Origin of the sequence: Bacterioplanes sanyensis, from assembly GCF_002237535.1 — a bacterium.
Classification (GTDB): domain Bacteria; phylum Pseudomonadota; class Gammaproteobacteria; order Pseudomonadales; family Oceanobacteraceae; genus Bacterioplanes; species Bacterioplanes sanyensis_A.
The window spans coordinates 63,194-87,847 of sequence record NZ_CP022530.1 but is presented as its reverse complement, the minus strand read 5'-3'; the positions used below and the strand labels follow the sequence as shown (position 1 = coordinate 87,847).

Here is a 24,654-nt window from a genome sequence, read left to right as displayed (position 1 = left end):
CATGGACAGCCGTAGCCAAGTCCCTGACTATTTGCGTTTACGACGTATGGGCATAGATACCCATCAACAACCGGTGGTGTACATTCGCAGCGATTGCCACGTGGCCATTGCCGAGGGGTTTAATGCCCACGCTCAGGTCGAAATACGCACCGCCGATGCAGCCGTGGTGGCGCAATTGGTATTGGTCACTAATGAGCGTTTATCGCATGAGCAGGCGGCGCTGTCGGAAGCGGCCTGGCAAGCGCTTGGCTGTCCGGTAGAAGATGAAATTGCCTGGCTGCACCATGCCGCGCCGGTCGAGTCTATGTCTTATGTGCGCGGCAAACTGTATGGCCAGCGGCTGGATGATAACAGCGCCGCGGCCATCATTAATGACATTAACGCTGGTCGCTACAGTGATATTCAATTGTCTGCTTATGTTGCCGCGTGCACGGGCGAGCGCCTGGATGTCAACGAAACCATTGCCATCACGCGTGCCATGGTCGATAGCGGTCAGCGTTTGCGGTGGGCAAATGAACGAGTGTTAGACAAACACTGCGTCGGCGGCTTGCCGGGCAATCGCACCACGCCGATTGTGGTGGCCATCGTCTCTGCCAACGGTGTACTGATGCCAAAAACCTCCAGCCGCGCCATCACCTCACCGGCCGGCACCGCCGACACCATGGAAGTGATCACACCGGTACAACTTGGCTTTGAGCAAATGCAGCAGGTGGTGCACGACGTTGGCGCCTGCTTGGCTTGGGGTGGTTCGGTCAGTTTGAGTCCGACCGACGACATCATTATTCGCATCGAACGAGCGTTGGATCTGGACAGCGAAGGACAGTTGGTGGCATCCGTGATTTCCAAAAAGGTCGCTGCCGGTGCCACCCATGTATTGATTGATATCCCGGTTGGTCCGACCGCCAAGGTTCGCAGCGACGATAAGGCGCATAAGTTGCGCCAGTTATTAGAGCGCACCGGTGCGGCGCTGGGGTTGGATGTACGCACGGTGATCACCGACGGCAGCCAGCCAATCGGGCGTGGTATTGGCCCGGCATTGGAGGCTCGGGATGTGCTGCAGGTATTGGAAAACGACTTGCACGCACCGCAAGACCTGCGCCAGAAGTCGCTGTTGCTGGCGGCTCAGCTATTGGAAATGTCCGCCGTTGCTGAACCAGGCAAAGGACTGGAGCTGGCCGAGCGGACACTGCTCAGCGGTCAAGCGTGGCAGCAGTTTCAGCGCATTTGTCAGGCGCAAGGCGGGTTTAGTCGGCCAGCCGAAGCGCCGTTTAAGCATTGTGTGCACGCCCGTCACGATGGCGTGGTGGCGTATTTTAATAACCGTTTCCTGGCCCGTCTGGCCGCTTTGGCGGGCGCCCCCAATGCCGCACAAGCCGGCATCGACCTGCACGTGCGTTTGGGTGATGAAGTCAGAGCGGGCGCCGCTTTGTTTACCTTGCACGCCGAGGCGGCCGGGGAGCTGGCGTATGCACTGGATTTTCTGGACGGCCACGACGACGTAATCCGTATCGAGGAAGAATTAACATGCTGAAGCTATTGTGCCTCGACGGCCACGATGCACTGGCACACAGTGTCAGCCAGTTACTGCAGGCCGAGCTGCTGCCATTGGAGCGTCGCCACTTTCCAGACGGCGAACACTATTTAAACATCGCAGCCGATGTCAGCGGCGCCGATGTGGCCATTCTGTGTCATTTGCATCAGCCCAATGACCCAGCCATGGCGATCTGGTTTGTTGCCCAACACTTGCGTGATATGGGCGCCGGCAAAATCATATTGGTCGCCCCGTATTTGGCCTACATGCGCCAGGACATTCGCTTTAAGCCCGGTGAATGCCTGACATCCAAGTACTTTGCTGAGCTGATCAGTCAGGCGGTGGACGGTATGATCACCATCGACCCGCACTTACATCGTTATCACAGCCTGGATGAAATCTATCGCATTCCCAGCCGCGTGCTGCATGCCACCGAGGTCATCGCCGATTATCTGCAACAGGTTCCCAACCCAGTGGTGGTGGGGCCCGACGAAGAAAGTGAGCAATGGGCTCGCCAAGTGGCAGACAGCGCGCAGTGCGAGCTGTTGCTGCTCCGCAAAGAGCGCAGTGGCGATCGCGAGGTGGCCATCCAGGTACCGGATGTGCGCCGCTATGAGCATCATACTCCAGTGTTGGTCGACGATATTTTGTCCACCGGCCGAACCATGTTGCGCACCGCTGAACAGTTAGTGCAGCAAGGCTTGTGCAAACCACTGTGCATTGCGGTGCACGCGGTCTTTGCCGATGGAGCCGAACAAGAGATGCGCAGCGGACCGATTGCCGACGTCGTTAGCTGCGATTGCATTCCCCATGCCACTAACCGTATTTCAACGGCAGGCCTGCTGGCGCCTGCTATTAGCGATCTGATGGATCAGATCAGGAGGTCGTAATGACAAATACTATGATGACCCTAAGCCTAGGTTCAGAGCAGTCTTATCAGCAGCAAGAAGTGGCTGCACAAGCCCGCCAGCACCGCCAATACGATGCGGAGTTTGAGTGTTGGGCGCATGGCTGTGGGGTGATTAGCCACACCGACCAGACGCAGCTGCAAGTGTATGAGTTAGCCACTGCGTTATTGGAAAGCGGTCACATTGCCGAGCGCGGCGAATGTTATCAAAAGCTGATCTCGCTCGATCAGCTGTGCAACCAAGCCATGTGGCTGGTGGTGCACATGACGTATGCCAAGCAGGTGTTTCTCGATGGCCGCGATCTGGCACCGGAATATTTCAAACGTGATCCGCAAGGCCACACCGGCGGCTCTTTGAATATGGTGCCAGCGTATGCTGGCATGTTGGCGTTGAATCATCTGACCAACACGCACCGTGATTGGTTGATGGGCCAGGGGCATTGCGTTGCCGCCATCGATGCGCTGCAGTTGCTGACTGGCACTGCTTTGGCCGAACGGCGCCAGCAGTATCCACTGACCGACGACGGCATCAGTGCGTTTGTGGCCGACTTTTATAATTATCGTGTGCGCGCCGATGGCAAGCCTTTGTCGCCGCTGGGGTCGCATGTCAACGTCAATACTGCCGGAGCGCGGTTGGAGGGCGGCTACTTAGGGTTCGCGGGTTTGCAGTATGTGCACCAGCCATTGCCCGGTGAGCGCTTGGTGGCCTTTTTAAGTGATGGCGCCTTTGAAGAGCAGCGTGGCAGTGACTGGGCCGCGCGTTGGTGGCGAGCTGATGATTGTGGTCTGGTCGCGCCGGTGATGATTGCTAACGGGCGCCGTATTGATCAGCGCACCACGGTTGCGCAGCAAGGCGGTGTGGATTGGTTTGTCGAGCATTTGCGTCATCAAGGGTTTAATCCGTTTGTGATCGATGGCCGTGATCCGGCGGCGTTTGTCTGCGCCATTTATGCCATGGAGCAACACTTGCAGCACGCTGGCGACAGCGTCGCAGCGGGAAAGGCACAGTATCCGGTGCCACTGCCGTATTGTATCGCCGATACCGTCAAAGGGTTTGGCTTTCCTGGTGCTGGCACCAATGCTGCCCATGGATTGCCGCTGGGCAGTAACCCGCGTCTGGGCGGCGAGGCGTTGACCTACTTCCACCAAGGGGCCAGAGCGCTGTATCAACCGTTGGAGGTGTGGCAGCAAGCGGCCAAGGCGTTGTCGCAGCCAAAGCCAGTATGGCGTCCGGCAGCGGTCACGTTAAATCGCCACGAGCCCAGCTGGCGCGACAAACCCATGTCACCGATGGCGGCGCTGGATCAGTATTTTGTCGATTTGGTTGAGGTCAATCCGTCGCTGCGAGTACGTGTGGGTAACCCAGACGAATTGCGTTCTAACCGCATGAATCAAACTCTGGATCATTTGCACCATCGGGTGACGGAACCGGAAGCCGGTGTGTCTGAAGCCATCGACGGCAGTGTGATCACGGCGTTAAACGAAGAGGCGGTGGTCAGCGCATGTCTGGCTAATCAGGCCGGGCTGAACTTGGTGGTGTCGTACGAAGCGTTTGCCAACAAAATGTTCGGTGCTCTGCGCCAGGCGATTATTTTTGCGCGTCATCAAAAGGAAGCAGACGACCCAGCCAGCTGGTTGGGGTTGCCTGTCATATCGACATCCCATGTGTGGGAAAACGGTAAAAACGAGCAAAGCCACCAAGACCCATCACTGGCAGAAAGCCTGCTAGGGGAAATGTCGGACATGGCGCGGGTGGTCTTCCCCGCCGATGCCAACACCGCCATGGCAGCGCTGAAAGCCTGTTACGGCGACATGGGCACGGTGTGGAATCTGGTGGTGCCCAAGTCGTCGCAACCCTATGTATTCGATGCGCGCCAGGCCGAAGCACTGGTACAGGACGGTGCTATTTGTGTGCGCGGAAACTGCGCTGCAGAACTGCAGTTGGTTGCTTGTGGCGCCTATCAGCTGCAACAGGCGTTGTTGGCCAGTGACCGTTTGCGCCAGCGTGAAGTGGCCCACTCAGTGATTTATTTGCTTGAGCCAGGGCGCTTTCGCACACCGCGCGACGAGTACGAAGCGGCGGTGTTGGCGCCTGATTCCGTGTGTGAGTCGCTGTTCCCCAACCGCGTGCAACAACGGGTGTTTTTGTCTCATATGCGCCCTGAAGTATTGCTGGGGCATGCTCGTTTGTTGGATCTCGGCCCGGCACACACCATTGCGTTGGGCTACGTCAATCAGGGCGGCACCTTAGATACCGATGGCATGCTGTTCGCCAATCGTTGCACTTGGGCCGATGCGGTGGCGGCATTGGCACGGTTGAGTGGCCAAGATCCACAGCAGTGGCTCAGCGCGGAAGAATGGGCAGCGATCTGTGGCCAGGGCAACCCTTACGACATCATTAAGGACCCTTATCCACCGTTGAACTGATGGTGAGCGTCGGGCGGAATACAAACGGCTCGCGCAATTCTGGCGGCATGGCGGGAAAAGGGCTGGCCGCCAACACGGCACGCACGGCCCAGTCGTCGACCGAGCGTGAACCAGAGCTGTCGACAATCTGCACCCGTGTCGCTACTTGGCGGTAACGGATCTCCAATTCGATGCGCACGCTGCCGTGCAGGCCCGCAGGCGCGACCAAATGGCCGCGCAAATGCGCCAGCAATCGCTGCTGGTAGCTGCGCTCTAGCGGATCGCTGCTCCATTGCTGCTCATCCTGACGGAAATCCGGAGTTTCCATAGCGAGGTTCGCTGTTCTATTCCTGTCCGCTCCGCTGCTCTCTACTGCGGTCATCTTCCCCTCGGCCGCTGGCTGCGATTGCACGGATTGCTGGTGTCGTTGTGGCTGTGTTGGCTGTTGCTGGGCTTGCTGTTGTTGGGTTTGCTGGTGCTGAGTTAGACCCGAGGCGCTCGGCGCAGTCGCAGGTGTTGCCTTGGCAATCGTTGACGGGCGCGCGGGAGTGGTTGTTTTAGCGGCCGATGCAATGAGGCGAGCTGGGGCAGCTGGCTTAGCAGGTGAGGCTGGCGTGGCGCTGCGCGCGGGCGCTGCCTGTGCCATCGTTGATGGTGCTCGAGTCGGTGTGGTTGGCGCGGCTGGCTGAATCGGGCTGGTGGGCGCCGTCGGTTGTGCGCTGCTGAGTGCTTTGGCGCGAAGCGATAGGGTGTCCTGTTGCCGCTCAGGCGCAGTCTGGAGCTGCAGTTGTGTATGGATAACGGCTGTTGGTTGATAGAGCTGGCTGTCGCAGCGGCTGAGCAACAGTGCGTGGGCGCTCATCGACAGCAAAGCAATGATGGCAAAGCGGCGATGACGCTGGCGTTTGGCGGCTTCAAACTCCATCTTCAATGACCCCGCTGCACGACGGTGTGACCTTGGCTTTATAGCCATGCACTATGGCTGATATTGGCAAAACTAATCAAAACCCCTGATTCTGATAGTGATGGTGGGATTAGCCAAAACAGCATTGTATGATACCCAGCCTTTGCCGTTAGCGGATATTGTATTTCCGGCTGACACGCAACGCGTTAACCCCACAAGGAGCTATTGATATGAGCGTATTAGTAGGTAAGCAAGCCCCAGATTTTACCGTTCCAGCTGTTCTGGGCGACGGTACCATCGTTGATTCGTACAACTTTACTGAAGCGACCAAAGGCAAGTACGCCCTGGTTTTCTTCTACCCACTGGACTTCACCTTTGTGTGCCCATCTGAGCTGATCGCTCTGGATCACCGCATGGACAAGTTCAAAGAGCTGGGTGTAGAAGTGCTGTCTGTTTCTATTGACTCTCACTTCACTCACAACGCATGGCGTAACACCGCCATCGAAGACGGTGGTATTGGCGCTGTTAAGTACACCATGGTGGCTGACGTTGATCACGGCATCTGTAAAGCCTACGACGTTGAAACCGCTGGCGGCGTTGCACTGCGTGGTGCTTTCCTGATCGACAAAGAAGGTCTGGTACGTGCAGCCAACATCAACGATCTGCCACTGGGTCGTAACATCGACGAGCTGGTACGTTTGGTTGAAGCGCTGCAATTCCACGAAGAGCACGGCGAAGTATGCCCTGCAGGCTGGAACAAAGGCGACAAAGGTATGGACGCATCTCCAGAAGGTGTTGCTAAGTACCTGGCGACTGAGAGCGACAAGCTGTAAGGCTGAGTGGCGATCAATGCGTTAAAAAAGCCCGCGCATGCGGGCTTTTTTGTGGCCGTTGGCCAATGTGGTGGACAGGGCACTAATTGGCGGCATCGGCGCGGCGCACAATGTAAGCCTTCAACCCGCCTTCGTTCAATATGTAAGCCGCCGCGGCACCACGGCTGTCGTCTGGCAGTAGGTAAATGAACTCATCGGACAGTTTCGGTAGTTGCTTGCGCAGCTGACTGAGTGGCACCAGCTTGGCTTTTTGCATGGGCTGTGTCGTCGCTTCGCGCTCGCTGCGCACGTCCAACATCACCAAGCCCGTATCGCTGCTCTCGGTCAGATCGGCCAGCTGGTGCTCATCGACGTAATCCAATACCGGCTGTTTGAGCAAGGTTTCGAAGTCTTCTTTGGTCAATACCATCAACTCGCCGGCGGAACTCATGGTAACGGTGGCATTGCGCGGCAAGTCGCTGATCAGGGCATCTTCACCAAACAGGGCGCCGTGCTCCAGTGCCGCCAGCACTTCTTGTTGGTGATCGTCGCCGCGGCTAACAATGGCTTTGCCTTGTTTGATGACGTAGCAGCAATCGCCTTCTTCGCCTTCGCGCACGATGACTTCCCCGAGTTGCACTTCACGTTCCTGAAAGCGTGTGAGTAGGGTCTGAATATTGGCGGGTGGAATGCGGTTAAACAGCGCTGAGGTCAGCAACGTTTCTAACCAGTCGCTGTCAGCATCGACGTCTTGTTGCTCGTAGGACTGGCGCAAGTCGGTCCAGGTGGTGATCAGCTCCAGATACTGGCGCGGCACGGAGGCCACCGTACATGGGCAGCGGGTAATGCCGGCGCAGCGATGGATGGGGTGGCTGCCATCTAAGGCGAGAAAGTTCTCATCGTCTTTGGCGTCCAGTGCTTCGATGTGGAACTGCTCGTCGGCCAAATCAACGCCACCGTCTAACAGAAAGTGGCAATCTGGGTCGTGTTGTCCACGCTTAAACAGCATCTTTTTGGCGGGCAACTGCTGGATACGAAAATGCGGCAGTAGCTCACTGACGGCGTCGGACGACAGCTCATCAAAAGGAACAAACTGCTGCAACCTCGATACCAGCGGCGCGTTGGTGGTGGTGTCTTGCGGTGCGACCATGACGTCCTGACTCATATGCCAATCCTGATATCAGCATAGCAAAGTGAGCTTTGTCCGCCTGTGGTTAAACCGTAGAAAGCTATCGATCAGCGGGCAGACTCAGTGCCTCGGCGACCTTGGCCAGTTGCTGCTCGTCGTAAGCATCGATACCGGCGCAGTGGGGCACTTCACCCAAGCAGGGGATATTGTTCTGTGCAAACCAGCGGCGTAAAAACTGAATGTTCTCTGTTTGTACCTGCATGTCGGGCTGAATGGCGTTGGCCACCCAGCCGACCACCGAGCGTTGATGCGCCATCAGCATCTGTGCGGTTAACAAGGCATGGTTAATGGCGCCCAGTTTGAGCCCGACCACCAAAACAACCGGCACGTCCAAACGAATGGCAAAATCGGCCAGTGTCTCGATTGTGCCTTGGGTACCATCGTTCAGCGGCACCAGCCAGCCACCTGCGCCTTCGGTCAGATGAAAATCGGCTTCCACGGCCAACGATGGCTGACAAACACTCAGTAACTGGCTGACGCTCAGCGTTTGTTGTTGCTGCGCTGCGGCAATGTGCGGCGCAATGGCAGCAGGCAAGGCGATGGGGTTGTGCACATGATAAGCATGCTGCTGGCTGCTGTAGTAACGCAGCAGTTTGGCGTCGTCATTACACCACTGGCCCTGGTGACGCTCACAACCCGCGGCGACCGGCTTCAGACCGAAGGTGCTGAGCCCCTGCTGGCGCGCTTTGAACAACAAAGCTGCGGAGATCAGGGTTTTGCCTGCATCGGTGTCGGTGCCGGTGACAAAAAAACGCGCCATAGATTATTTCTCCTTACGGGCCAACCACCAATAAATGTGATAGCTCAGCGGGTATTGCCCAAGTGAATTGCTGGGGTAGTGCTGCTCTAGCTGGCGCAGCGCCTGACGACCGCCCAAACCGCTGGCTCGCCCCGGATTGACGTTGGTGGCGCCGATGGCTTTTAAGCTGCGCAGCAGCGTGGTGACGTCTTGAAAACATTGTTGGTATTGCTGCTGATGCTCTGTTTGCAGCGTAAAACCAGCCTCGCTCAGTGCCTCGCGCAGCGTTTGCTGCGGGCAAAAGCGGTTCACGTGCGGCCGTTGGTTGATGGCTTGCCAGGCGCTGCGAATTTCTTCGTGTGTGCCAGGCAACAGGGTTGCAACGGCCAAATAGCCGCCAGGAACCAACAATCGATACCATTCCCGCAGCGTTGCTGTTGGGTCCTCGCTCCACTGCAGCATCAGGCTGGAAAGAATCCCGCTGGCACTGTGAGTGGCGAGGGGGACTTGGTCGGCATCGGCTAATAGCCAATCTGCGGCCATTTGGCTGTGATGTTGGCGCGCGTAATCGAGCATGCCGCTGGCCATATCAACGCCGGTGACGTGCTCTGCGCCTCTGTGCAGCAACAGTGGAACGGCGCTACCGGTGCCACAACCAATATCCAACCAATGGCCACGGGCCTGAGTTGGAATTAAATCTAACAACTGTTCGAGAGCGTAGCGTTGCACTTCGGCAGCGGAGTCATAGCTGTTGGCGGCGCGACTGAATTGGCGAGCCACTAAACGCTTATCACGCATGTGCAGTAGCCTCCGCCAGTTGTTGTAAGCGTTGCAGAAAGCGTGGCTGATCTTGCCCCGCAAATGGAGCGTGGCTGCTGCCGACGGTGATGTGGTGAAATCCGCTTGGCTGCAACGCATCGTCTGCACCGCGCCAATGCTGCGCTTGATTGTCTGGCAGGGCGTCGTATTCCAGCCAGCGCAAGGTATGCTGCAACACGTTTGCATCGGTGAGCTGATACGGCAGCAGCAAGCGTGCGCGCTGGCGTGCATCGCTGGCGCCCTTACAGGCCAAGCTAACAAACCGCTGTGCGGTGCGCTGCGGCTGCTGTTGCAGCTGTTGGGCAAAAGTTTGGTAGGTGCTGAGATCCATACCACCTGACTGGCCGTCGTCCGCATTCTCATTTGGGCCTTTATCAGCGATAAAACGTCGGCCGGTGGCAACCGTCACCAGAGTGTGGCAACACGGGTCTGGTGCAAGCATCTGCGCAGCGCGCAGGGCCAGGGCTCCGCCGAGTGACCAGCCAACCCAAATGGCGTGCTGCGGAATGGAATCTAACAGCCGATCGATAAAGCTGGTTGAATCGACGGGTTTATTGGGGAAAGACACGCCATAGTGCTGGCCTGGCAGCTGCTGGTACAGAGATTCAAATACCTCGGGTGTAAAGCTCCAGCCAGGCCACCACACCCAATTTGGGCCGTTGCCATTGTGTTGCAGTGGCTGACAGCTCATGAGCACTGCTCCCACAGGGGTTGCAGGCAAGACACCAGTTCGGCGATTTGCTCATGACTGTGGGCAGCGCTCAGGGTAATGCGCAGCCGAGCGCTGTGCTGCGGAACGGTTGGCGGGCGAATGGCGGTGACCCAAAAACCTTGTTCAGACAAAGCCGCACTTAACTGCAACGCTCGCTCACTGGAGCCCACCAATAACGGCTGTATCGCAGATTCCGACGGCATCAGCGGCAGACCAGCCTGGTCCGCCAGTTGGCGCCAATAGGCGATGTTGGTGCGCAGCTGTTTTTGTAAATCGCCTTGCTGCAGGCGTTGCAGTTGTACACACATGGCCGCTGCCAGCGCTGGCGGCATGGCGGTGGTGTAGATGTGTGAACGGGCAAATTGCGTGAGGTAATCGGCCATGTCGTGGTCACATGCCACAAAGGCACCAAAGCCGCCCAGTGCTTTGCCCAGCGTACCCATATAAAGAGGCAATTGCTGCGCTGACAGCGAAAAGGCATGGCGTGCTCCTTCGCCGTGTTCTCCCAGCACACCAAAGCCATGGGCATCATCAATCAGCAGCAGTGCTTGATGCTGCTCGGCGATGTTCGCCAGCTGGGTGAGCTCGGCGCAGTTGCCGTCCATGCTGAAAATACTGTCGCTGACAATCAAGTGGGCTCCACTGCCATCTGTGGTGGCCAGCAGTTGTTGCAGATGATCGCTGTCGTTGTGGCGATAGCGCTTCAACTGCGCGCGGCTGAGCTGAGCACCATCCAATAATGAGGCGTGGTTGAGCTTGTCCTGCCACACGGTGTCGCCACGTTGGGTGAGTGCGCTGATTACACCTAGGTTGGCCATGTAACCGGTGGAAAATAGCACCGCTCGTGGGTAGCCGGCATGTGCAGCTAGCGCACGTTGCAACTCTTCATGCGCTTGGCTGTGGCCGCACACCAGGTGCGATGCACCACTGCCAAACTGCCATTGTTGCGCCGCTTGCTGCAGTGCGTCGCCGCCCAGAGCGGCTAAGCCCAAATAGTCGTTGGAGCAAAAGTTGAGCAGGCGGCGTTCGCCACGGGTAACGATCACCCCCTGCGGCCCTTGGAGACAGTGTGGTTGGCGCCACAGATGTTGTGCTTTGCGTTGCTCTAATGCCTGTTGTATGCGTCGCTGCCAGATCATGGTTTATACAGTTTCGTCATTGGTAAACTGCCGTTTTTAGGAGCCATCGACAGCGCTAGTGGCCCTCATCATAATGAGCGCTGTTAACCGGTCAATTGCATTGAGGTTTACAAGTTTACTGGCCTCTTAATGTTGCGCAGGAGTTTGCATGTCGTTTTCAGCCCCCGTCGCCGATCAAGTCGATCTCGAGTTTGATCGTCAGCACATTTGGCACCCTTACAGCTCCATGACACAGCCTGCACCCGTGTGGCCCGTCGCGGCTGCCGACGGAGTGCATATTCAACTGGCCGATGGCCGGCGTCTGATCGACGGCATGGCGTCTTGGTGGTGTGCTGTGCATGGCTACAATCACCCACGCTTGAATCAAGCCGCGATCGAACAGCTTGGACACATGAGTCATGTGATGTTTGGTGGTTTAACCCATGCCCCGGCGGTGGAGTTGAGCAAACGGCTGGTCGCACTGACACCTGCTGGGCTGGATAAAGTCTTCCTGGCTGACTCTGGTTCAGTGTCGGTTGAAGTGGCGATCAAAATGGCGATTCAATACCAGCAGGCGCGCGGCCAGCACAGCAAGACGCAGTTGTTGGCACTGGAGCGGGGTTACCACGGCGACACTTTGGGCGCGATGTCGGTATGTGATCCGACCCGTGGTATGCACAGCCTATTTGCTGGGCTGCTGCCACAGCAGCGTTTTGTCCCCGCGCCGCAATGCGGCTTTGATGACCCTTGGGACGAGCAAGACATCGCACCGCTGCAGGCTATGTTAGAACAGCATCACCAACAGCTAGCGGCATTGATTTTGGAGCCCATCGTGCAAGGCGCCGGTGGCATGCGCTTTTATCACCCCAACTATCTGCGCCGTGCCAGGCAGCTGTGCAACGACTTTGATGTGTTGTTAATCGCCGATGAAATTGCTACCGGCTTTGGCCGCAGCGGTAAGTTGTTCGCTTGTGAGCATGCCGATGTCTCGCCCGACATTCTGTGTTTGGGTAAGGCTCTGACAGGAGGGTACATGACATTGGCAGCCACCCTCACCACACAGGCAGTGGCAGATACCATATCCACCGGTGAGGCCGGTTGTTTTATGCATGGGCCCACTTTTATGGGCAACCCACTGGCGTGTCGGGTGGCGTGTGAAAGCATCGATTTGCTACTGGAAAACGACTGGCAAGCCCAGGTGGAACGTATACAGCGTGGCTTGCGTGACGGCCTAGCGGCGGCGCAGGATCTCGCTGGCGTGGTCAATGTGCGGGTGCGCGGCGCTATCGGTGTGATCGAAATGCAGCACGATGTGGACATGGCCACCCTGCAGCCGGCGTGCGTTGAGCACGGCATCTGGGTGCGACCATTTGGCCGTCTGGTGTATGTGATGCCGCCTTTTGTGATCAGCGATGAGCAGTTGCAACAGCTGACCACCGGCATGGTAACGGCACTTGGCGCTGCTACTTCTTCGCCATAACAAACCAACCAGCGCTCACGATGAGCGCTGCTGCGATTGAATCAGAGCTTTCAGCTCACGAATTTCTTGCTGTAAGTCTTCCAGCGTGGGCGTGCCGTCGGCTTCTTCCTGCTCGGCGCGCTCACGTGCATGTTCGTCTTCCAGCACATTCACAACGATGCCGATGACCATGTTCAAGAAGGCAAACGCCGTCAGGAAAATAAAGGTCAGGTAATAGATCCACGACAGTGGGTACGTTCCCATGGTTTCGTACATCACATCGGTCCAGTCTTCGAACGTCATGACGCGGAACAAAGTCAGCATGGAAATGGAAATGTCGCCCCACAGGTCGGGGTTGATGTGGGCAAAGAAGGTGGCGCCGACGGCTGCGTATATATAGAAGATGATAAACATCAGCAGCAGTACATAACCCAACTGTGGCAGCGCGCGCAGCAGTGAGTTCAGCAAGGTGCGCAGTTCTGGGATGATGGAGATCATCCGCAATACGCGGAAAATCCGCACCAAACGTCCAATCAAAGCCATTTCGGTATCGTCGACCGGTATTAGGCTGATCACCACCACTAGCGTATCGAACACATTCCAGCCATTGTGGAAAAACCGCTTTTTGTTGGGTTCGGCAATAAAACGCACCACGATCTCAAACAGGAAGATCAGAGTAATGGCAACGTCGAGCCATTTGATCATGCTCATCACAGATGGCGGGATATGGTAGGTCTTAGCGCCGATCAGCAGCGCCGACAGAATAATGATGGTGACGACAAACAGTTCGAAGGCTTTGTTATCACGCAGGCGTTGCGAGGCACTCTGAATTTGCTGAATGTTCATAACGGCTCATGAGTTGAGAATCAAATCGCGCGATTCTACTCCGCCCCCACCGTATTTGCCTACCTCCTGCTGATCGTTAGTTAGTGGTTACTTCTTATGAGAAAATGATCTTTAGTGTGGTTGGTGGGTACTAACTTCAGAAGTTACTTTAAGTTTGTGCTGCAGTTCATAAAAGACACATCGTTTTTTACTTTTCAGTTTCTTTCAAAGTCCGGCAAATCATTGCTAAGTCCTTGACCTGCTTAACAAAACTGACATCCGTCTGGCACAGCCATTGGCTTGCAAAAGACCAGACCCCTTCCTATAGTGTCGCTCAGTGGTTAAAAGTGGGTAAAAGTGGAATTTATTGGCGGTTAGTGAACGCTTACGTCGACACAGGAAACGCGCATGTTTCGGGGGCTGCATACCATCAATCTGGATGCCAAAGGCCGACTGGCGATACCGACCAAGTATCGGGAGCCATTGTCGGCACTTTGCCATGCGCAGTTAGTGGCCACTATCGACACCGAAGAGCGCTGCCTGCTGGTATACCCACTGCCGGAATGGGACACCATTCAAAGCAAGATTGAAGCGCTGCCCAGCTTTAACCCTGCGGCCCGTCGTATCCAGCGTTTGTTGTTGGGGCACGCCACGGACTTGGAGCTGGATAGTAACGGTCGAGTGTTATTGCCGCAGCATTTGCGCGAGTACGCCGAACTGGAAAAAGAATGTGTGTTGGTGGGCCAGGGTAAGAAGCTCGAGTTATGGAGCAAATCCCTTTGGCACAGCCGACGCGATGAATATTTGGAAATTGTCAGTCAGCCAGAACAGCTGCCCGATGAAATACTGAGCCTGTCACTATGAACCTGGATGATTTTAAACACACCACCGTATTGCTGGAGCCGACCGTCGATGGCTGCCTGGCGGGTGAGAATGGTGTGTATGTGGATGGCACGTTCGGGCGCGGTGGTCACAGCCGTTTGCTACTGAGCAAACTATCGGCGCAAGGGCGACTGATTGGTTTTGATAAAGACCCGCAAGCCATTGCCACGGGTGAGCAATTGGCGGCAGAAGACCCACGTTTTACGATCGTGAAAGCCAGTTTTGCCGATATGAAAACTGAGCTGGCCAGGCTTGGGATCGACAAGGTGAACGGCATTTTGCTCGACCTTGGTGTGTCGTCGCCGCAACTGGATGATGCCAGCCGAGGTTTTAGCTTCTTGCGCGATGGGCCATTAGACATGCGTATGGACCCGACTTCCGGCGTCAGCGCCGCCGACTGGGTGGCGCACAGCGACGAAAAAGAAATTGCCCGCGTATTAAAAGAGTACGGCGAAGAACGCTTTGCCAAGCGCATGGCGCGAGCCCTGATAAAAGCGCGCAGCGAGCAGGAAATTACTACCACGCATCAGTTGGCGGAGCTGATCAAAGCCGCGAACCCAGCTTGGGAAAAGCACAAACATCCTGCGACACGCGCATTTCAGGCGATTCGCATCGCGGTGAACAACGAGCTGGGCGATCTCGAACAAGTGCTGGCCGACAGCGTCGACTTGCTAGCGGCTGGTGGCCGGTTATCGGTGATTAGCTTCCACTCTTTGGAAGACCGCATGGTGAAGCGTTTTATTCGTCGCCAGGAAAAAGGCCGCGAACTGCCACCAGGCATTCCCCTGACCGACGACCAGCTGGGCCGCACCATGAAGCGTATTGGCAAGGCCATAATGCCGACCTCTGAGGAAGTCGAAGTGAATAGCCGTGCGCGCAGTGCGGTGTTGCGTATTGCCGAGCGATTACCCTGATGCGTTTACCAATCGCTGCCGCGTCGGTTTGGATGCTAGTGCTGGTGACAGCGCTGGCACAGATAGTCAGTGCTCATTCCCATCGCCAGTGGTTGGTGGTGTGGCAGCAGCAGGACGCATTGAGATTGCAATTGTTAGAAGAACACACCCGCCTGGTGCTGGAGAAAAGCACCTTAACGGCCCATGGCCGCATCGATCGGCTGGCGCGCGAGCAGCTCAACATGATTGATCCACAGCAGATTCAGGTGTTGGTGCCATGAGTGCTGAACCGCAGCCGCATCGCATTGCTCGCTGGCGTTTTGCGCTGGTGCTGAGTGGTTTCGTGCTGCTGCTATTGGTGGTGCAGGGGCGGCTGGTTATGTTGCACACCGTCAAGCAGCCGTTTTTGTTCGAACAAGGTGAACAGAGAACGGTGCGCCATGAAGTGCAGCCAGCAATGCGCGGTTCTATCACCGATCGTCACGGTCGGCCGTTGGCGGTCAGCACGCCGGTGGTCACACTGTGGCTGAATCCACAGCAAATTGATCCCAAACGCCTGCCGGAGTTAGCCAAAGCGCTGAATCTGCCAACGCGCACGCTGGCGTCGCGCGTCGCCAACGCGTTCGACAAGCAGCGAGAGTTTATGTATTTGCAGCGCCAGATGTCGCCGCAAGACGCGCAGCAGGTGTTGGATCTGGGCATTGCTGGTGTCTACGGCGATGAAGACTTTCGCCGTTTTTACCCCGCCGCTGAAGTCACCGCGCATTTGCTTGGCATCGTGAATATTGATGGCCAAGGCCAAGAAGGATTGGAGCTGGCATATAACGACTACCTCAGTGGTCGTGATGGCGCGCGCCAGGTGGTGAAAGATTTATATGGCAACGTGGTGCAGTCGGTGCAAGTGCAACAGGTGCCTCGCGCTGGCGACGACTTACGCCTGACCATGGACCTGCGCTTGCAGTATGTGGCCTATCGCGAACTGAAAGCCGCCGTCGCTGCACACAATGCCAAAGCCGGAGCCGCTGTGCTGCTGGATGCGCGCAATGGCGATGTATTGGCGCTGGTCAATCAGCCGTCTTACAACCCCAATAATCGCGCCACGCTCAAACCGGAACACATGCGTAACCGTGCCATCGCAGACCTGATCGAGCCGGGTTCGACGATGAAGCCCTTCACCGTCGCAGCGGCGCTGGAATCTGGCCGTTACCGCAGCAACAGTGAAATCGACACTTCCCCCGGCATTATTCGCGTAAAGCGCAAAGCCATTCGCGATCATCGCAATTACGGCGTGTTGGACATCACCGGCATCATCACCAAGTCGAGCAACGTCGGTGTCGTGAAGCTGGCCCACGATCTGGGGCCGGAATCCATTTGGTCGTTTTTTGCCGACGCCGGTGTGGGGGATACCACGGTGCTGGGCTTCCCAGGCGAAGCGGTAGGCCGCTTGCCTTATCCAGAGCAGCTGGATGAACTGCGCCTGGCTACGGTTTCCTATGGCTACGGCTTATCGGTGACGCCACTGCAGCTGGCGCAGGCGTACACCACCTTCACCGAAGGTGGGTGTCGTTTGCCGGTGCATTTGGTGATGCCAGAACAGCGTGACCCGGAGTGCAAACGAGTGATGTCCGAGCGTGTGGCGCGCCAAGTGGTCGACATGATGGGCACTGTGGTGTCGGAGCGAGGCACGGGCAAGCGGGCGCGCATCGACGGTTATCAAGCTGGCGGTAAAACCGGCACAGCGCACAAGGTGGGCGAGTCGGGCTATGAAGACGCGCGCTACACCGCCGTATTTGCTGGCGTTGCGCCGATTTCAGATCCCGAGCTGGTGCTGGTGGTGGTGGTTGATGACCCGCAGGGCCAGGAATATTACGGCGGTGAGGTCGCAGCACCTGTGTTCTCGCGCATCATGTCGCAGGCATTGAGATTACGCCAGGTGTTGCCCGATGAGCGCGACCCCAATTGGTTAACCACGCTGGTAGCAAAGAGGGGCCAACATGAAGCTCAGTAATATTGTCGGCCCAGAGCTGTTTATTCCACCTGAGTGGGATCGTGAGGTCGTGAACCTGGTTACCGACAGTCGTGATGTGACACGCGGCGATGTGTTCATCGCTCGCCAAGGTAGCCAGGGGCACGGTGATCAATATTTGGACATGGCAGCGCAGCAAGGCGCTGTTGCTGCTTTGCAAGAAGGTGGTCCGGTATTTCGATTGCATGATCGCATGCCGGTGTTTGGCGTCGACAGCGTCAGTGAGTTACCGCGTTGGCTTAAGCGTTTGTACACTCGCGCGGCGGACGTTGAGTTGATTGCGGTGACTGGCACCAATGGCAAAAGTTCGGTCAGTCAGTACATCGCTCAGCTCAGTCATCATATGGGTGCTCCTTGCGCTGTGTTAGGCACCTTGGGGAACGGTGTATGGCCGCAGCTGCAGCCAACCCGTAACACCACCGCAGACCTGAGTGTCACCTTGCAAACCTTGCACGCATTGGCCGATCGCGCGGGTGTGGCAGCGATGGAAGTGTCGTCCCACGGTTTGGACCAAGGGCGTGTGGTAGGGCTGACATTCGATGTCGCGGTAATGACCAACCTTACGCAGGACCACCTCGACTATCACGGTGATATGAACAGCTACTTCCAAGCGAAGAAGCGTTTATTCACCGAGTTTGATTTATCCGCAGCAGTGGTGTGTGTGGATGACGATTACGGCCGCCAACTGGCGGCCGGCCAATTGAGCGCACAACAACTGCTGACCGTTGGCCGCAGTGACGCCGATGTGTGCTACCAAGTACGCCCCAGCGACAGCGGCGTGTCTGCGCAAGTGTCATCACCGTGGGGAAACAGTGACATATGGCTGCCCTTGGCCGGTGAATTTAATGTAACCAACGCGGTGCTGGCGATGACTGCACTGGCTGTGCGCGGTGCCAGCTGGCCAGCTTTGGTTGCAGCTGCGGCGCAGTTACAACCGGTGGCTGGGCGGATGGAGCGCTATCGCGATGTTGAAGGGCGCGAAGCCATCATCGACTTTGCTCATACTCCAGAAGCACTGGTCACTGTATTGGCAGCACTGCGCGGTCAGTTTGCCAAGCTGGCACTGGTGTTCGGTTGTGGCGGCGATCGTGATCGCGGTAAACGCCCATTGATGGCGCAAGCGGCGGCGCAGGGCGCCGATGCCGTTTGGCTAACCAACGACAACCCAAGGTTTGAAGCGCCAGAACAGATTTTTGCCGATGTGCTGCTCGAACCGGCGGCGCAAGCCTTCCTACAGCAGCCAGACCGGCGCTTGGCCATTGCCGATGCCGTAGCCCACTTGCTGCCGGGTGACTGTGTGGTCATTGCTGGCAAAGGCCACGAGCCCTACCAAGATGTGCAAGGGGAGAAACACCCTTACAGCGACGCTGAGGTACTGCGCCAGTTGGGCTTTGTGCCAGTTGCGGAGGTCAGTGATGTATCGTGATCTGACAGCACAGGCGTTAGCTGAGATTCTCCAGGGCCATTGGATCGGCCCTGCGTTGGCCGATGATGTGCTGATTTCCCGTATTTGCACCGATACCAGAGCACTGCAGCCAGGTGATGTGTACCTGGCATTAACCGGTGAGCGCTTCGATGGCCATGATTTTGCCCAACAAGCGTTCGACAGCGGTGCCATAGCGGTGGTGACAGAGCGTCCATTAGCGCTTAGCGGTGCGGCGCTGCAGGTCGACAATACCTTGTCTGCGCTGCAATGCCTGTCTGCCTGGCAGCGCCAGCAATTCAGCGGCCCGGTGATCGGCGTGACCGGCAGCAGCGGCAAAACCACGGTCAAGCAGCTAATGGCTTCGGTGTTGGCGCAAAAATTCAATACCTGGATGACCCAGGGCAATCTGAATAACCATATCGGCGTGCCGCTGACACTGTTGGCATTAGCGCCCGAGCACGAAGCGGCGGTGATTGAGATGGGCGCCAGTGGCTTGGGTGAGATCGCGGCCACAGCGCAGTTGGTGATGGCCGACGTTGCCATCATCACCAATGCCAGTGAGTCGCACCTGCAAGGTTTCGGCTCACTGCAGGGCGTTGTCACTACCAAAGGCGAAATCCTCGATTATTTAACCCCACACGGCGTGGCGGTGATCAATGCCGACGACGCCTTTAGCCAGCAATGGCAGCAGCGTGCGGCCGAGCGTAACGTATTGCTGTTTGGCCTGGCTGACCACGCTGATGTGCGCGCCAGTGACATTGTCACTTCGTTAACCGGCACTCAGTTCTGCCTGCATACCCCTGATGACAGTCGCAGCGTGCAATTGCCATTGTTGGGTCGGCACAACGTGATCAACGCCCTAGCGGTGGTGGCAGCGGCCTTGGCGATTGGAATGTCACTGGATGACATCGTGTCTGGGTTACAGCAAGGCGAAGCCTTTGCTGGACGTTTGCAATGGCAGACCGGCTTTGGCGGTATGCGCTTGCTGGACGATAGCTACAACGCCAATCCGGCTTCCATGTGTGCCGCCATAGATGTGTTGGCCAATGCTGAACGCGGTTATTTGGTCATGGGGGACATGGGGGAGCTGGGCGACTATGCCCAAACAGCCCACCGTAGAGTGGGAAAATACGCCCGTGAGCGCGGTATTTATGCGTTATTAACCGTTGGTGAATTGTCGGCGCACGCGGTGGAAGCGATGCAAAGTCCGCGCAGTCGAGTATTTCCGGATCGTGAATCCTTGGTGAATTATTTAAAACAACAGGCCCAAGCCGATGACGTCGTGCTGATTAAAGGGTCGCGCAGTGCGCAAATGGACAAAATTGTTCAGGCGCTGCAGTCAGGCGAAGAGGAAAAGTAGCATGTTATTGTGGCTGGGTGAGTGGCTGGCACAATTTGAATCCGGTTTTGGCGTCGTTAATTATCTGACGTTGCGCGCGATTTTATCGGTAATTACTGCGTTGGTTGTGTCGCTGTTGCTGGGACCTGTGGTGATTCGCAAATTGCGCGAATATCAAATTGGCCAAGCGATTCGCGAAGTAGGTCCAAAATCTCATTTGAGCAAAGCCGGTACGCCCACCATGGGTGGTGTACTGATTCTGTTATCCATCACCATCAGCACTTTATTGTGGGGCGATTTGGACAATCGCTTTGTTTGGTTGGTGTTGGTCGTCACACTACTCTTTGGCGCCATTGGCTGGGTCGATGATTATCGTAAAGTAGTCGAGAAAAACTCACGTGGTTTACCTGGTCGTTGGAAGTACTTCTGGCAGTCGGTGCTGGCACTAGCGGCGGCCGCTTTTTTATACGCCACGGCGCAAAGCCCACAAGAAACTCAGTTTGTAGTGCCGTTTTTTAAAGACGTGATGCCGCAGCTGGGGCTGATGTTTATTGTGCTGACGTACTTTGTCATCGTTGGCTCCAGCAATGCCGTTAATCTCACCGACGGTTTGGATGGCCTGGCCATTATGCCAACGGTGATGGTCGGCGCTGCCTTGGGTGTGTGTGCTTATCTGGCCGGTAACGTGAACTTTGCCGACTATCTGCATATTCCTTACATCGCCGGAGCGGGAGAACTGGTGGTGTTTTGTGCCGCCATCGTTGGCGCTGGTGTGGGTTTTTTATGGTTTAACACCTATCCCGCGCAGGTGTTTATGGGCGATGTCGGCTCATTGGCATTAGGCGCTGCTTTGGGTGTGGTGGCCGTGGTGGTCCGCCAGGAAGTGGTGCTGTTTATTATGGGGGGCGTGTTTGTGGCCGAGACGCTGTCGGTGATTTTGCAGGTGGTGTCGTACAAAACTACCGGTAAACGTATCTTTCGTATGGCGCCCCTGCATCACCATTTTGAGTTAAAAGGTTGGCCTGAGCCGCGCGTGATTGTGCGGTTTTGGATTGTCACCATTATTTTGGTGCTGGTTGGTTTGGCTACGTTGAAAATTCGTTAGGAACAAACATGAATCGTACGCATAACGGCAAACAATTAATTGTGGGAATGGGGCAGACTGGTCTGTCTCTGGCCCGCTATTGCCGTATGCAAGGCTGGCCGTTTGATGTATGTGACAGCCGTTCGCACCTCCCTGATCTGTCGGGCTGGAGTGACTTTAACGACGTCGACATGTTTATTGGCGATTGGCAGTCGTTGGACATGAGTGTCTATCAGCGTTTGCTGGTCAGCCCGGGTGTGCCGCTGGCGAGTGGAGAAATTCAAGCTGCCATGGCTGTAGGTGTGGAACTCAGTTGTGATATTCAGTTATTCGTTGACGCCATTTCAACGCCATTTTTTGCCATTACTGGTTCCAATGGCAAAAGCACTGTTACTATTTTGCTGACGGGTATGCTAAACGCTGCCGGAGTGACTGCGATTGCAGCTGGCAACATTGGTGTGGCGGTGTTGGATTTGCTGGTAGAAGGTCAGTCTGCTGATGTTTTTGTACTGGAGCTGTCCAGTTTTCAGTTGGAAATGTGTCAACAGCTGCCGTCATTGGCAGGGACTTTGTTGAATTTAAGTCCGGATCATCTCGATCGTTATGCCGATATGGACCACTACTGGCAAGCCAAGCAACGCATCTTTAACTCGGCACAGTGTGCGGTGGTGAATCTCGACGATGATTTCAGTCGCCCCGAGGTCAATATCGACACCGTTAGCTTTTCTGTACAGCAAGCAGCGGATGTGTGCCTGCAAACACATCAGCAAAAACCCTGGATATGGGTCGATGATCAGCCTTTGATGGCGATCGCTGAGTTAGGTATCAGTGGTTTGCACAACGTTGCTAATGTGGCCGCCGCATTGGCAATGATGAAAGCCGCCAACATGGATGTCACTGCAAGCGTCGACTTTTTACGAACGTTTAAAGGGTTGCCTCATCGCTGCCAAACGGTGGCGGATAAACACGACATTCGTTTTATTAACGACTCCAAAGGCACAAACGTAGGCTCTACCTTGGCTGCGATCGAAGGCATTGGTCCGACGGTTGAAGGTCGGTTGATTTGGTTAGCGGGAGGCGTCGGCAAAGGCCAGGACTTTTCTTGCTTGGCCGATATTTGCCAGCGCTACGTCAGTGCATGTGTATTATTTGGCCAAGATGCCAACCTGATCGCACAGCAAATCAATGCAGCCAATCACACTGTTGTGGTGGAAACGTTAGAGCAAGCTGTTGCTCATGTTATACCGGAGCTGCAGTCCGGGGATGTGGTGTTATTTTCGCCAGCGTGTGCCAGCTTTGATCAGTTTAAAAACTTCAGTGAACGCGGTGATGCGTTTGTGCATTGCGTGACACAGTGGGAGCAAGGTTTATGACGGCTTCTGCTGCACTGAGTTGGAACTGGCAATGGCGTCAGCCGCTGTTTTGGCCATGGTTAGGTCTGCTGATGTTGGGCTGGATTATGGTGGCATCGGCTTCCACCGGCATTGCCGATTATTACACAGGTAATGCGGCTTATTTCAGTATCCGCCATGCTGCTTATGTGGTGATCGGCGCTACCGCCGTTGCCATTGTTAGCCAGATTCCACTGGCGTTCTGGTCGCGTATCGAGCCGCTGTTTTTGCTATTGGGCATTGTCGTGCTGGTGTTGGTGTTTGTTCCCGGTATTGGCCATGAAGTGAATGGCAGCCGGCGCTGGCTGAACCTTGGCATTATCAAAATTCAGGCATCGGAAATTGCCAAATTAGCCGCTGTGTTTTACATCGCAGGCTACTTAGTGCGCCGCCAGGCTGAAGTACAACAAAGTTGGAAAGGCTTTATGAAGCCTTTCATTATTCTTGGGCTGATGGTTGCTTTGTTATTGATGGAGCCAGATTTTGGTGCTGTGGTGGTACTGATGGGCGCAGCACTGATTATGTTGTTTTTGGGCGGTGTTAAAGCGGGTCAGTTTTTCTTATTGGTGCTGGGGGTGGGTGCCATCAGTGTGTTTGTGGTGATGCTTGAACCTTATCGTGTCGAACGTTTAACCGCTTACATGGACCCATGGGCACCGGAGCATGTGTATGGCAGTGGTTACCAGCTGACGCAATCACTGATTGCTTTTGGTCGCGGTGATTGGTTTGGCGTGGGCTTGGGCGAAAGTATTCAGAAATTGTTTTATCTGCCTGAGGCGCATACCGATTTTGTATTTGCGATTTGGGCTGAGGAAACCGGTCTACTTGGTGCATCGTTGGCGCTGGGGCTGCTGGCAGTATTTATTGCCATGGTGTGGCAAGTAGCATGGCGGGCGCAGCGTATGGGGCAGGTCTATGGTGCCTACATTGTTGCCGGTATCGCTTCGCTGCTGGCGCTGCAAATGGTGATTAATTTGGGCGTGAACACTGGCTTGTTGCCGACCAAAGGTTTGACCCTGCCGTTCTTTAGTTACGGTGGCAGCAGTTTATTGGTGTGCTGTGCCATGGTTGGCATCATTTTGCGTGTTGCCCATGAAACTCCGTTAACAACGGAGGCCGAAGATGACTGATCGCATATTAATCAGTGCCGCCGGAACCGGTGGGCATGTGATACCTGCACTCAGCGTGGCACAGGAGATGATGGCCAAAGGCTATGACGTACATTGGTTAGGCACACCGCATGGCATCGAGCAAAAACTGGTGACTGAGCAGGGCATTCATTTGCACAGCATTACCATTCGAGGCTTGCGCGGCAAAGGTATTCGCGGTTTGCTCTCGGCGCCGTGGCGGGTACTGTCAGCCACCGTACAAGCGTGGCGAGTTATTCGCTGTTTGCGCCCCAAAGCCGTAGTGGGGTTTGGCGGTTATGTGACTGGGCCTGCCGGCGTTGCTGCACGTTTGGCAGGGACAAAACTAGCGATTCATGAACAAAATGCTTTCCCTGGTTTAACCAATAAATGGTTGCGGCCATTGGCGCATCTGACTTTGCAGGCATTTGCTGGCGCGCTGCCGGGTGCCATTACTTGTGGCAATCCGGTGCGTGACCAGTTTTCCGGTATATCTGAGCCCGTCGCTCGGCGTGATGCGTTGCATGTGCTGGTGGTGGGCGGCAGCCTTGGTGCTAAGGCATTAAATAATACCGTGCTGGCAGCTATGCAGCAGATGGCGGAGGAAGAGCGTCCCAAGCTGGTGCACCAGGTGGGGGAAAATCACGTTGATGACATGCTGCGCCAATACCAGCAAGCCGGAGTAGACGCGGACGTTGTCGCCTTTATTCAGGATATGCCGGCAGCCTACGCACAAGCGGATTTAATCGTTTGCCGAGCCGGTGCGCTGACGGTGTCTGAGGTGGCTGCCGCTGGACGTGCCGCCATTTTTGTGCCGTTTCCGCATGCCGTTGATGATCATCAAACCGCCAATGCCAGCAGTCTTGAAAAAAACGGGGCGGCTGAGTTGGTGCAGCAATCCGAGCTGAACGCCAGCTGGTTAGCACAGAGATTTCAATACTACAGCCAGCATCGAGCGGCATTAATAACGCTGGCCCAAAAAGCAAAGCAATGTGCGCGTCCAGATGCAACGGCACAGGTAGTAGAACATTTGGAGACTATGATTCGTGGGTGAATCGAGCTTGG

Annotated in this window: 22 protein-coding genes; 15 read left to right on the top strand and 7 right to left on the bottom strand. The window is 56.0% G+C overall.

What is annotated here, in order from left to right; genetic code table 11:
- Position 1: 1 nt before the first annotated feature.
- From CHH28_RS00405 to CHH28_RS00395, 3 genes are read left to right on the top strand one after another with little or no spacing between them, the layout of a single operon-like run.
- Complete coding sequence (locus CHH28_RS00405) at positions 2 to 1,531, top strand: thymidine phosphorylase family protein (RefSeq protein ID WP_233243684.1); 1,530 nt, start codon at positions 2 to 4, stop codon at positions 1,529 to 1,531.
- A complete protein-coding gene (locus CHH28_RS00400; RefSeq protein WP_233243682.1) occupies positions 1,525 to 2,421 on the top strand; it encodes a ribose-phosphate diphosphokinase in 897 nt (298 codons plus the stop codon). The genes CHH28_RS00405 and CHH28_RS00400 overlap by 7 nt, the downstream gene beginning before the upstream one ends.
- The gene (locus CHH28_RS00395; RefSeq protein WP_233243681.1) at positions 2,421 to 4,865 is read left to right on the top strand and encodes a xylulose 5-phosphate 3-epimerase; all 2,445 of its coding nucleotides are present in this window, start codon (positions 2,421 to 2,423) and stop codon (positions 4,863 to 4,865) included. The genes CHH28_RS00400 and CHH28_RS00395 overlap by 1 nt, the downstream gene beginning before the upstream one ends.
- On the opposite strand, the gene CHH28_RS00390 is transcribed toward CHH28_RS00395, so the two are convergent.
- On the bottom strand, positions 4,837 to 5,769 hold the full coding sequence (locus CHH28_RS00390; protein ID WP_157729695.1) for a TonB family protein: 933 nt from the start codon (positions 5,767 to 5,769) through the stop codon (positions 4,837 to 4,839). The two genes, CHH28_RS00395 and CHH28_RS00390, sit on opposite strands and share 29 nt — an antisense overlap.
- Positions 5,770 to 5,978: 209 nt before the next feature.
- Between CHH28_RS00390 and CHH28_RS00385 the strand changes: the two genes are divergently transcribed.
- Complete coding sequence (locus CHH28_RS00385; RefSeq protein ID WP_094058454.1) at positions 5,979 to 6,581, top strand: peroxiredoxin; 603 nt, start codon at positions 5,979 to 5,981, stop codon at positions 6,579 to 6,581.
- Between the two features lie 82 nt (positions 6,582 to 6,663).
- Here the strand turns inward: CHH28_RS00385 and CHH28_RS00380 are convergent, their stop codons facing one another.
- The 5 genes from CHH28_RS00380 to bioF form a co-directional block, all read right to left on the bottom strand.
- Positions 6,664 to 7,725 carry a cyclic nucleotide-binding domain-containing protein gene (locus CHH28_RS00380; RefSeq protein ID WP_094058453.1) on the bottom strand — a complete coding sequence of 354 codons (1,062 nt, stop codon included), beginning with the start codon at positions 7,723 to 7,725 and terminating at the stop codon, positions 6,664 to 6,666.
- Positions 7,726 to 7,789: 64 nt separating this feature from the next.
- A complete protein-coding gene (bioD, locus tag CHH28_RS00375) occupies positions 7,790 to 8,509 on the bottom strand; it encodes a dethiobiotin synthase (protein WP_094058452.1) in 720 nt (239 codons plus the stop codon).
- A 3-nt stretch (positions 8,510 to 8,512) separates the two neighbouring features.
- Complete coding sequence (gene bioC / locus CHH28_RS00370) at positions 8,513 to 9,286, bottom strand: malonyl-ACP O-methyltransferase BioC (RefSeq protein WP_157729694.1); 774 nt, start codon at positions 9,284 to 9,286, stop codon at positions 8,513 to 8,515.
- On the bottom strand, positions 9,279 to 9,998 hold the full coding sequence (locus CHH28_RS19790) for an alpha/beta fold hydrolase (RefSeq protein WP_157729693.1): 720 nt from the start codon (positions 9,996 to 9,998) through the stop codon (positions 9,279 to 9,281). Before CHH28_RS19790 ends, bioC begins: the two co-directional genes overlap by 8 nt.
- Complete coding sequence (bioF, locus tag CHH28_RS00365; protein WP_094058450.1) at positions 9,995 to 11,158, bottom strand: 8-amino-7-oxononanoate synthase; 1,164 nt, start codon at positions 11,156 to 11,158, stop codon at positions 9,995 to 9,997. Before bioF ends, CHH28_RS19790 begins: the two co-directional genes overlap by 4 nt.
- 148 nt (positions 11,159 to 11,306) lie before the next feature.
- On the opposite strand from bioF, the gene bioA reads away from it, so the two are divergent.
- Positions 11,307 to 12,617, top strand: a complete 1,311-nt coding sequence (gene bioA / locus CHH28_RS00360) for an adenosylmethionine--8-amino-7-oxononanoate transaminase (protein WP_094058449.1) — start codon at positions 11,307 to 11,309, stop codon at positions 12,615 to 12,617.
- Positions 12,618 to 12,632: 15 nt separating this feature from the next.
- Here the strand turns inward: bioA and CHH28_RS00355 are convergent, their stop codons facing one another.
- A complete protein-coding gene (locus tag CHH28_RS00355) occupies positions 12,633 to 13,442 on the bottom strand; it encodes an ion transporter (RefSeq protein ID WP_094058448.1) in 810 nt (269 codons plus the stop codon).
- 387 nt (positions 13,443 to 13,829) lie between these two features.
- Between CHH28_RS00355 and mraZ the strand changes: the two genes are divergently transcribed.
- From mraZ to murG, 10 genes are read left to right on the top strand one after another with little or no spacing between them, the layout of a single operon-like run.
- Positions 13,830 to 14,285 (top strand): division/cell wall cluster transcriptional repressor MraZ, encoded by a 456-nt coding sequence (gene mraZ, locus CHH28_RS00350; protein WP_094058447.1) that lies wholly within the window; start codon positions 13,830 to 13,832, stop codon positions 14,283 to 14,285.
- Positions 14,282 to 15,217, top strand: coding sequence for a 16S rRNA (cytosine(1402)-N(4))-methyltransferase RsmH (rsmH, locus tag CHH28_RS00345; protein ID WP_094058446.1), 936 nt, complete (start codon positions 14,282 to 14,284; stop codon positions 15,215 to 15,217). Before mraZ ends, rsmH begins: the two co-directional genes overlap by 4 nt.
- Positions 15,217 to 15,477: a cell division protein FtsL gene (ftsL, locus tag CHH28_RS00340; RefSeq protein WP_094058445.1), complete on the top strand. Its 261-nt coding sequence runs from the start codon at positions 15,217 to 15,219 to the stop codon at positions 15,475 to 15,477. The genes rsmH and ftsL overlap by 1 nt, the downstream gene beginning before the upstream one ends.
- Entirely contained in the window at positions 15,474 to 17,204 is a 1,731-nt protein-coding gene (locus CHH28_RS00335; protein ID WP_094058444.1) for a peptidoglycan D,D-transpeptidase FtsI family protein, read from the top strand. The genes ftsL and CHH28_RS00335 overlap by 4 nt, the downstream gene beginning before the upstream one ends.
- Positions 17,191 to 18,648, top strand: a complete 1,458-nt coding sequence (locus tag CHH28_RS00330; RefSeq protein ID WP_094058443.1) for a UDP-N-acetylmuramoyl-L-alanyl-D-glutamate--2,6-diaminopimelate ligase — start codon at positions 17,191 to 17,193, stop codon at positions 18,646 to 18,648. The genes CHH28_RS00335 and CHH28_RS00330 overlap by 14 nt, the downstream gene beginning before the upstream one ends.
- A complete protein-coding gene (locus CHH28_RS00325; protein ID WP_094058442.1) occupies positions 18,638 to 20,008 on the top strand; it encodes a UDP-N-acetylmuramoyl-tripeptide--D-alanyl-D-alanine ligase in 1,371 nt (456 codons plus the stop codon). Before CHH28_RS00330 ends, CHH28_RS00325 begins: the two co-directional genes overlap by 11 nt.
- Before the next feature lies 1 nt (position 20,009).
- On the top strand, positions 20,010 to 21,092 hold the full coding sequence (gene mraY / locus CHH28_RS00320; protein ID WP_094058441.1) for a phospho-N-acetylmuramoyl-pentapeptide-transferase: 1,083 nt from the start codon (positions 20,010 to 20,012) through the stop codon (positions 21,090 to 21,092).
- 8 nt (positions 21,093 to 21,100) lie between these two features.
- Positions 21,101 to 22,444, top strand: a complete 1,344-nt coding sequence (gene murD, locus CHH28_RS00315; protein ID WP_094058440.1) for a UDP-N-acetylmuramoyl-L-alanine--D-glutamate ligase — start codon at positions 21,101 to 21,103, stop codon at positions 22,442 to 22,444.
- Positions 22,441 to 23,592: a putative lipid II flippase FtsW gene (gene ftsW / locus CHH28_RS00310; protein ID WP_094058439.1), complete on the top strand. Its 1,152-nt coding sequence runs from the start codon at positions 22,441 to 22,443 to the stop codon at positions 23,590 to 23,592. Before murD ends, ftsW begins: the two co-directional genes overlap by 4 nt.
- The gene (gene murG, locus CHH28_RS00305; RefSeq protein WP_094058438.1) at positions 23,585 to 24,643 is read left to right on the top strand and encodes an undecaprenyldiphospho-muramoylpentapeptide beta-N-acetylglucosaminyltransferase; all 1,059 of its coding nucleotides are present in this window, start codon (positions 23,585 to 23,587) and stop codon (positions 24,641 to 24,643) included. Before ftsW ends, murG begins: the two co-directional genes overlap by 8 nt.
- Positions 24,644 to 24,654 lie beyond the last annotated feature (11 nt).

Coding starts and splice junctions, on each gene's coding strand:
- CHH28_RS00390 (WP_157729695.1), bottom strand. CDS start 5,769: ATGGAGTTTGAAGCCGCCAAACGCCAGCGTCATCGCCGCTTTGCCATC.
- murG (WP_094058438.1), top strand. CDS start 23,585: ATGACTGATCGCATATTAATCAGTGCCGCCGGAACCGGTGGGCATGTG.
- CHH28_RS00400 (WP_233243682.1), top strand. CDS start 1,525: ATGCTGAAGCTATTGTGCCTCGACGGCCACGATGCACTGGCACACAGT.
- mraZ (WP_094058447.1), top strand. CDS start 13,830: ATGTTTCGGGGGCTGCATACCATCAATCTGGATGCCAAAGGCCGACTG.
- ftsW (WP_094058439.1), top strand. CDS start 22,441: ATGACGGCTTCTGCTGCACTGAGTTGGAACTGGCAATGGCGTCAGCCG.
- CHH28_RS00335 (WP_094058444.1), top strand. CDS start 15,474: ATGAGTGCTGAACCGCAGCCGCATCGCATTGCTCGCTGGCGTTTTGCG.
- ftsL (WP_094058445.1), top strand. CDS start 15,217: ATGCGTTTACCAATCGCTGCCGCGTCGGTTTGGATGCTAGTGCTGGTG.
- bioF (WP_094058450.1), bottom strand. CDS start 11,158: ATGATCTGGCAGCGACGCATACAACAGGCATTAGAGCAACGCAAAGCA.
- CHH28_RS00395 (WP_233243681.1), top strand. CDS start 2,421: ATGACAAATACTATGATGACCCTAAGCCTAGGTTCAGAGCAGTCTTAT.
- CHH28_RS00325 (WP_094058442.1), top strand. CDS start 18,638: ATGTATCGTGATCTGACAGCACAGGCGTTAGCTGAGATTCTCCAGGGC.
- CHH28_RS00355 (WP_094058448.1), bottom strand. CDS start 13,442: ATGAACATTCAGCAAATTCAGAGTGCCTCGCAACGCCTGCGTGATAAC.
- bioD (WP_094058452.1), bottom strand. CDS start 8,509: ATGGCGCGTTTTTTTGTCACCGGCACCGACACCGATGCAGGCAAAACC.
- mraY (WP_094058441.1), top strand. CDS start 20,010: ATGTTATTGTGGCTGGGTGAGTGGCTGGCACAATTTGAATCCGGTTTT.
- CHH28_RS19790 (WP_157729693.1), bottom strand. CDS start 9,998: ATGAGCTGTCAGCCACTGCAACACAATGGCAACGGCCCAAATTGGGTG.
- bioC (WP_157729694.1), bottom strand. CDS start 9,286: ATGCGTGATAAGCGTTTAGTGGCTCGCCAATTCAGTCGCGCCGCCAAC.
- bioA (WP_094058449.1), top strand. CDS start 11,307: ATGTCGTTTTCAGCCCCCGTCGCCGATCAAGTCGATCTCGAGTTTGAT.
- murD (WP_094058440.1), top strand. CDS start 21,101: ATGAATCGTACGCATAACGGCAAACAATTAATTGTGGGAATGGGGCAG.
- CHH28_RS00380 (WP_094058453.1), bottom strand. CDS start 7,725: ATGAGTCAGGACGTCATGGTCGCACCGCAAGACACCACCACCAACGCG.
- CHH28_RS00330 (WP_094058443.1), top strand. CDS start 17,191: ATGAAGCTCAGTAATATTGTCGGCCCAGAGCTGTTTATTCCACCTGAG.
- rsmH (WP_094058446.1), top strand. CDS start 14,282: ATGAACCTGGATGATTTTAAACACACCACCGTATTGCTGGAGCCGACC.
- CHH28_RS00405 (WP_233243684.1), top strand. CDS start 2: ATGGACAGCCGTAGCCAAGTCCCTGACTATTTGCGTTTACGACGTATG.
- CHH28_RS00385 (WP_094058454.1), top strand. CDS start 5,979: ATGAGCGTATTAGTAGGTAAGCAAGCCCCAGATTTTACCGTTCCAGCT.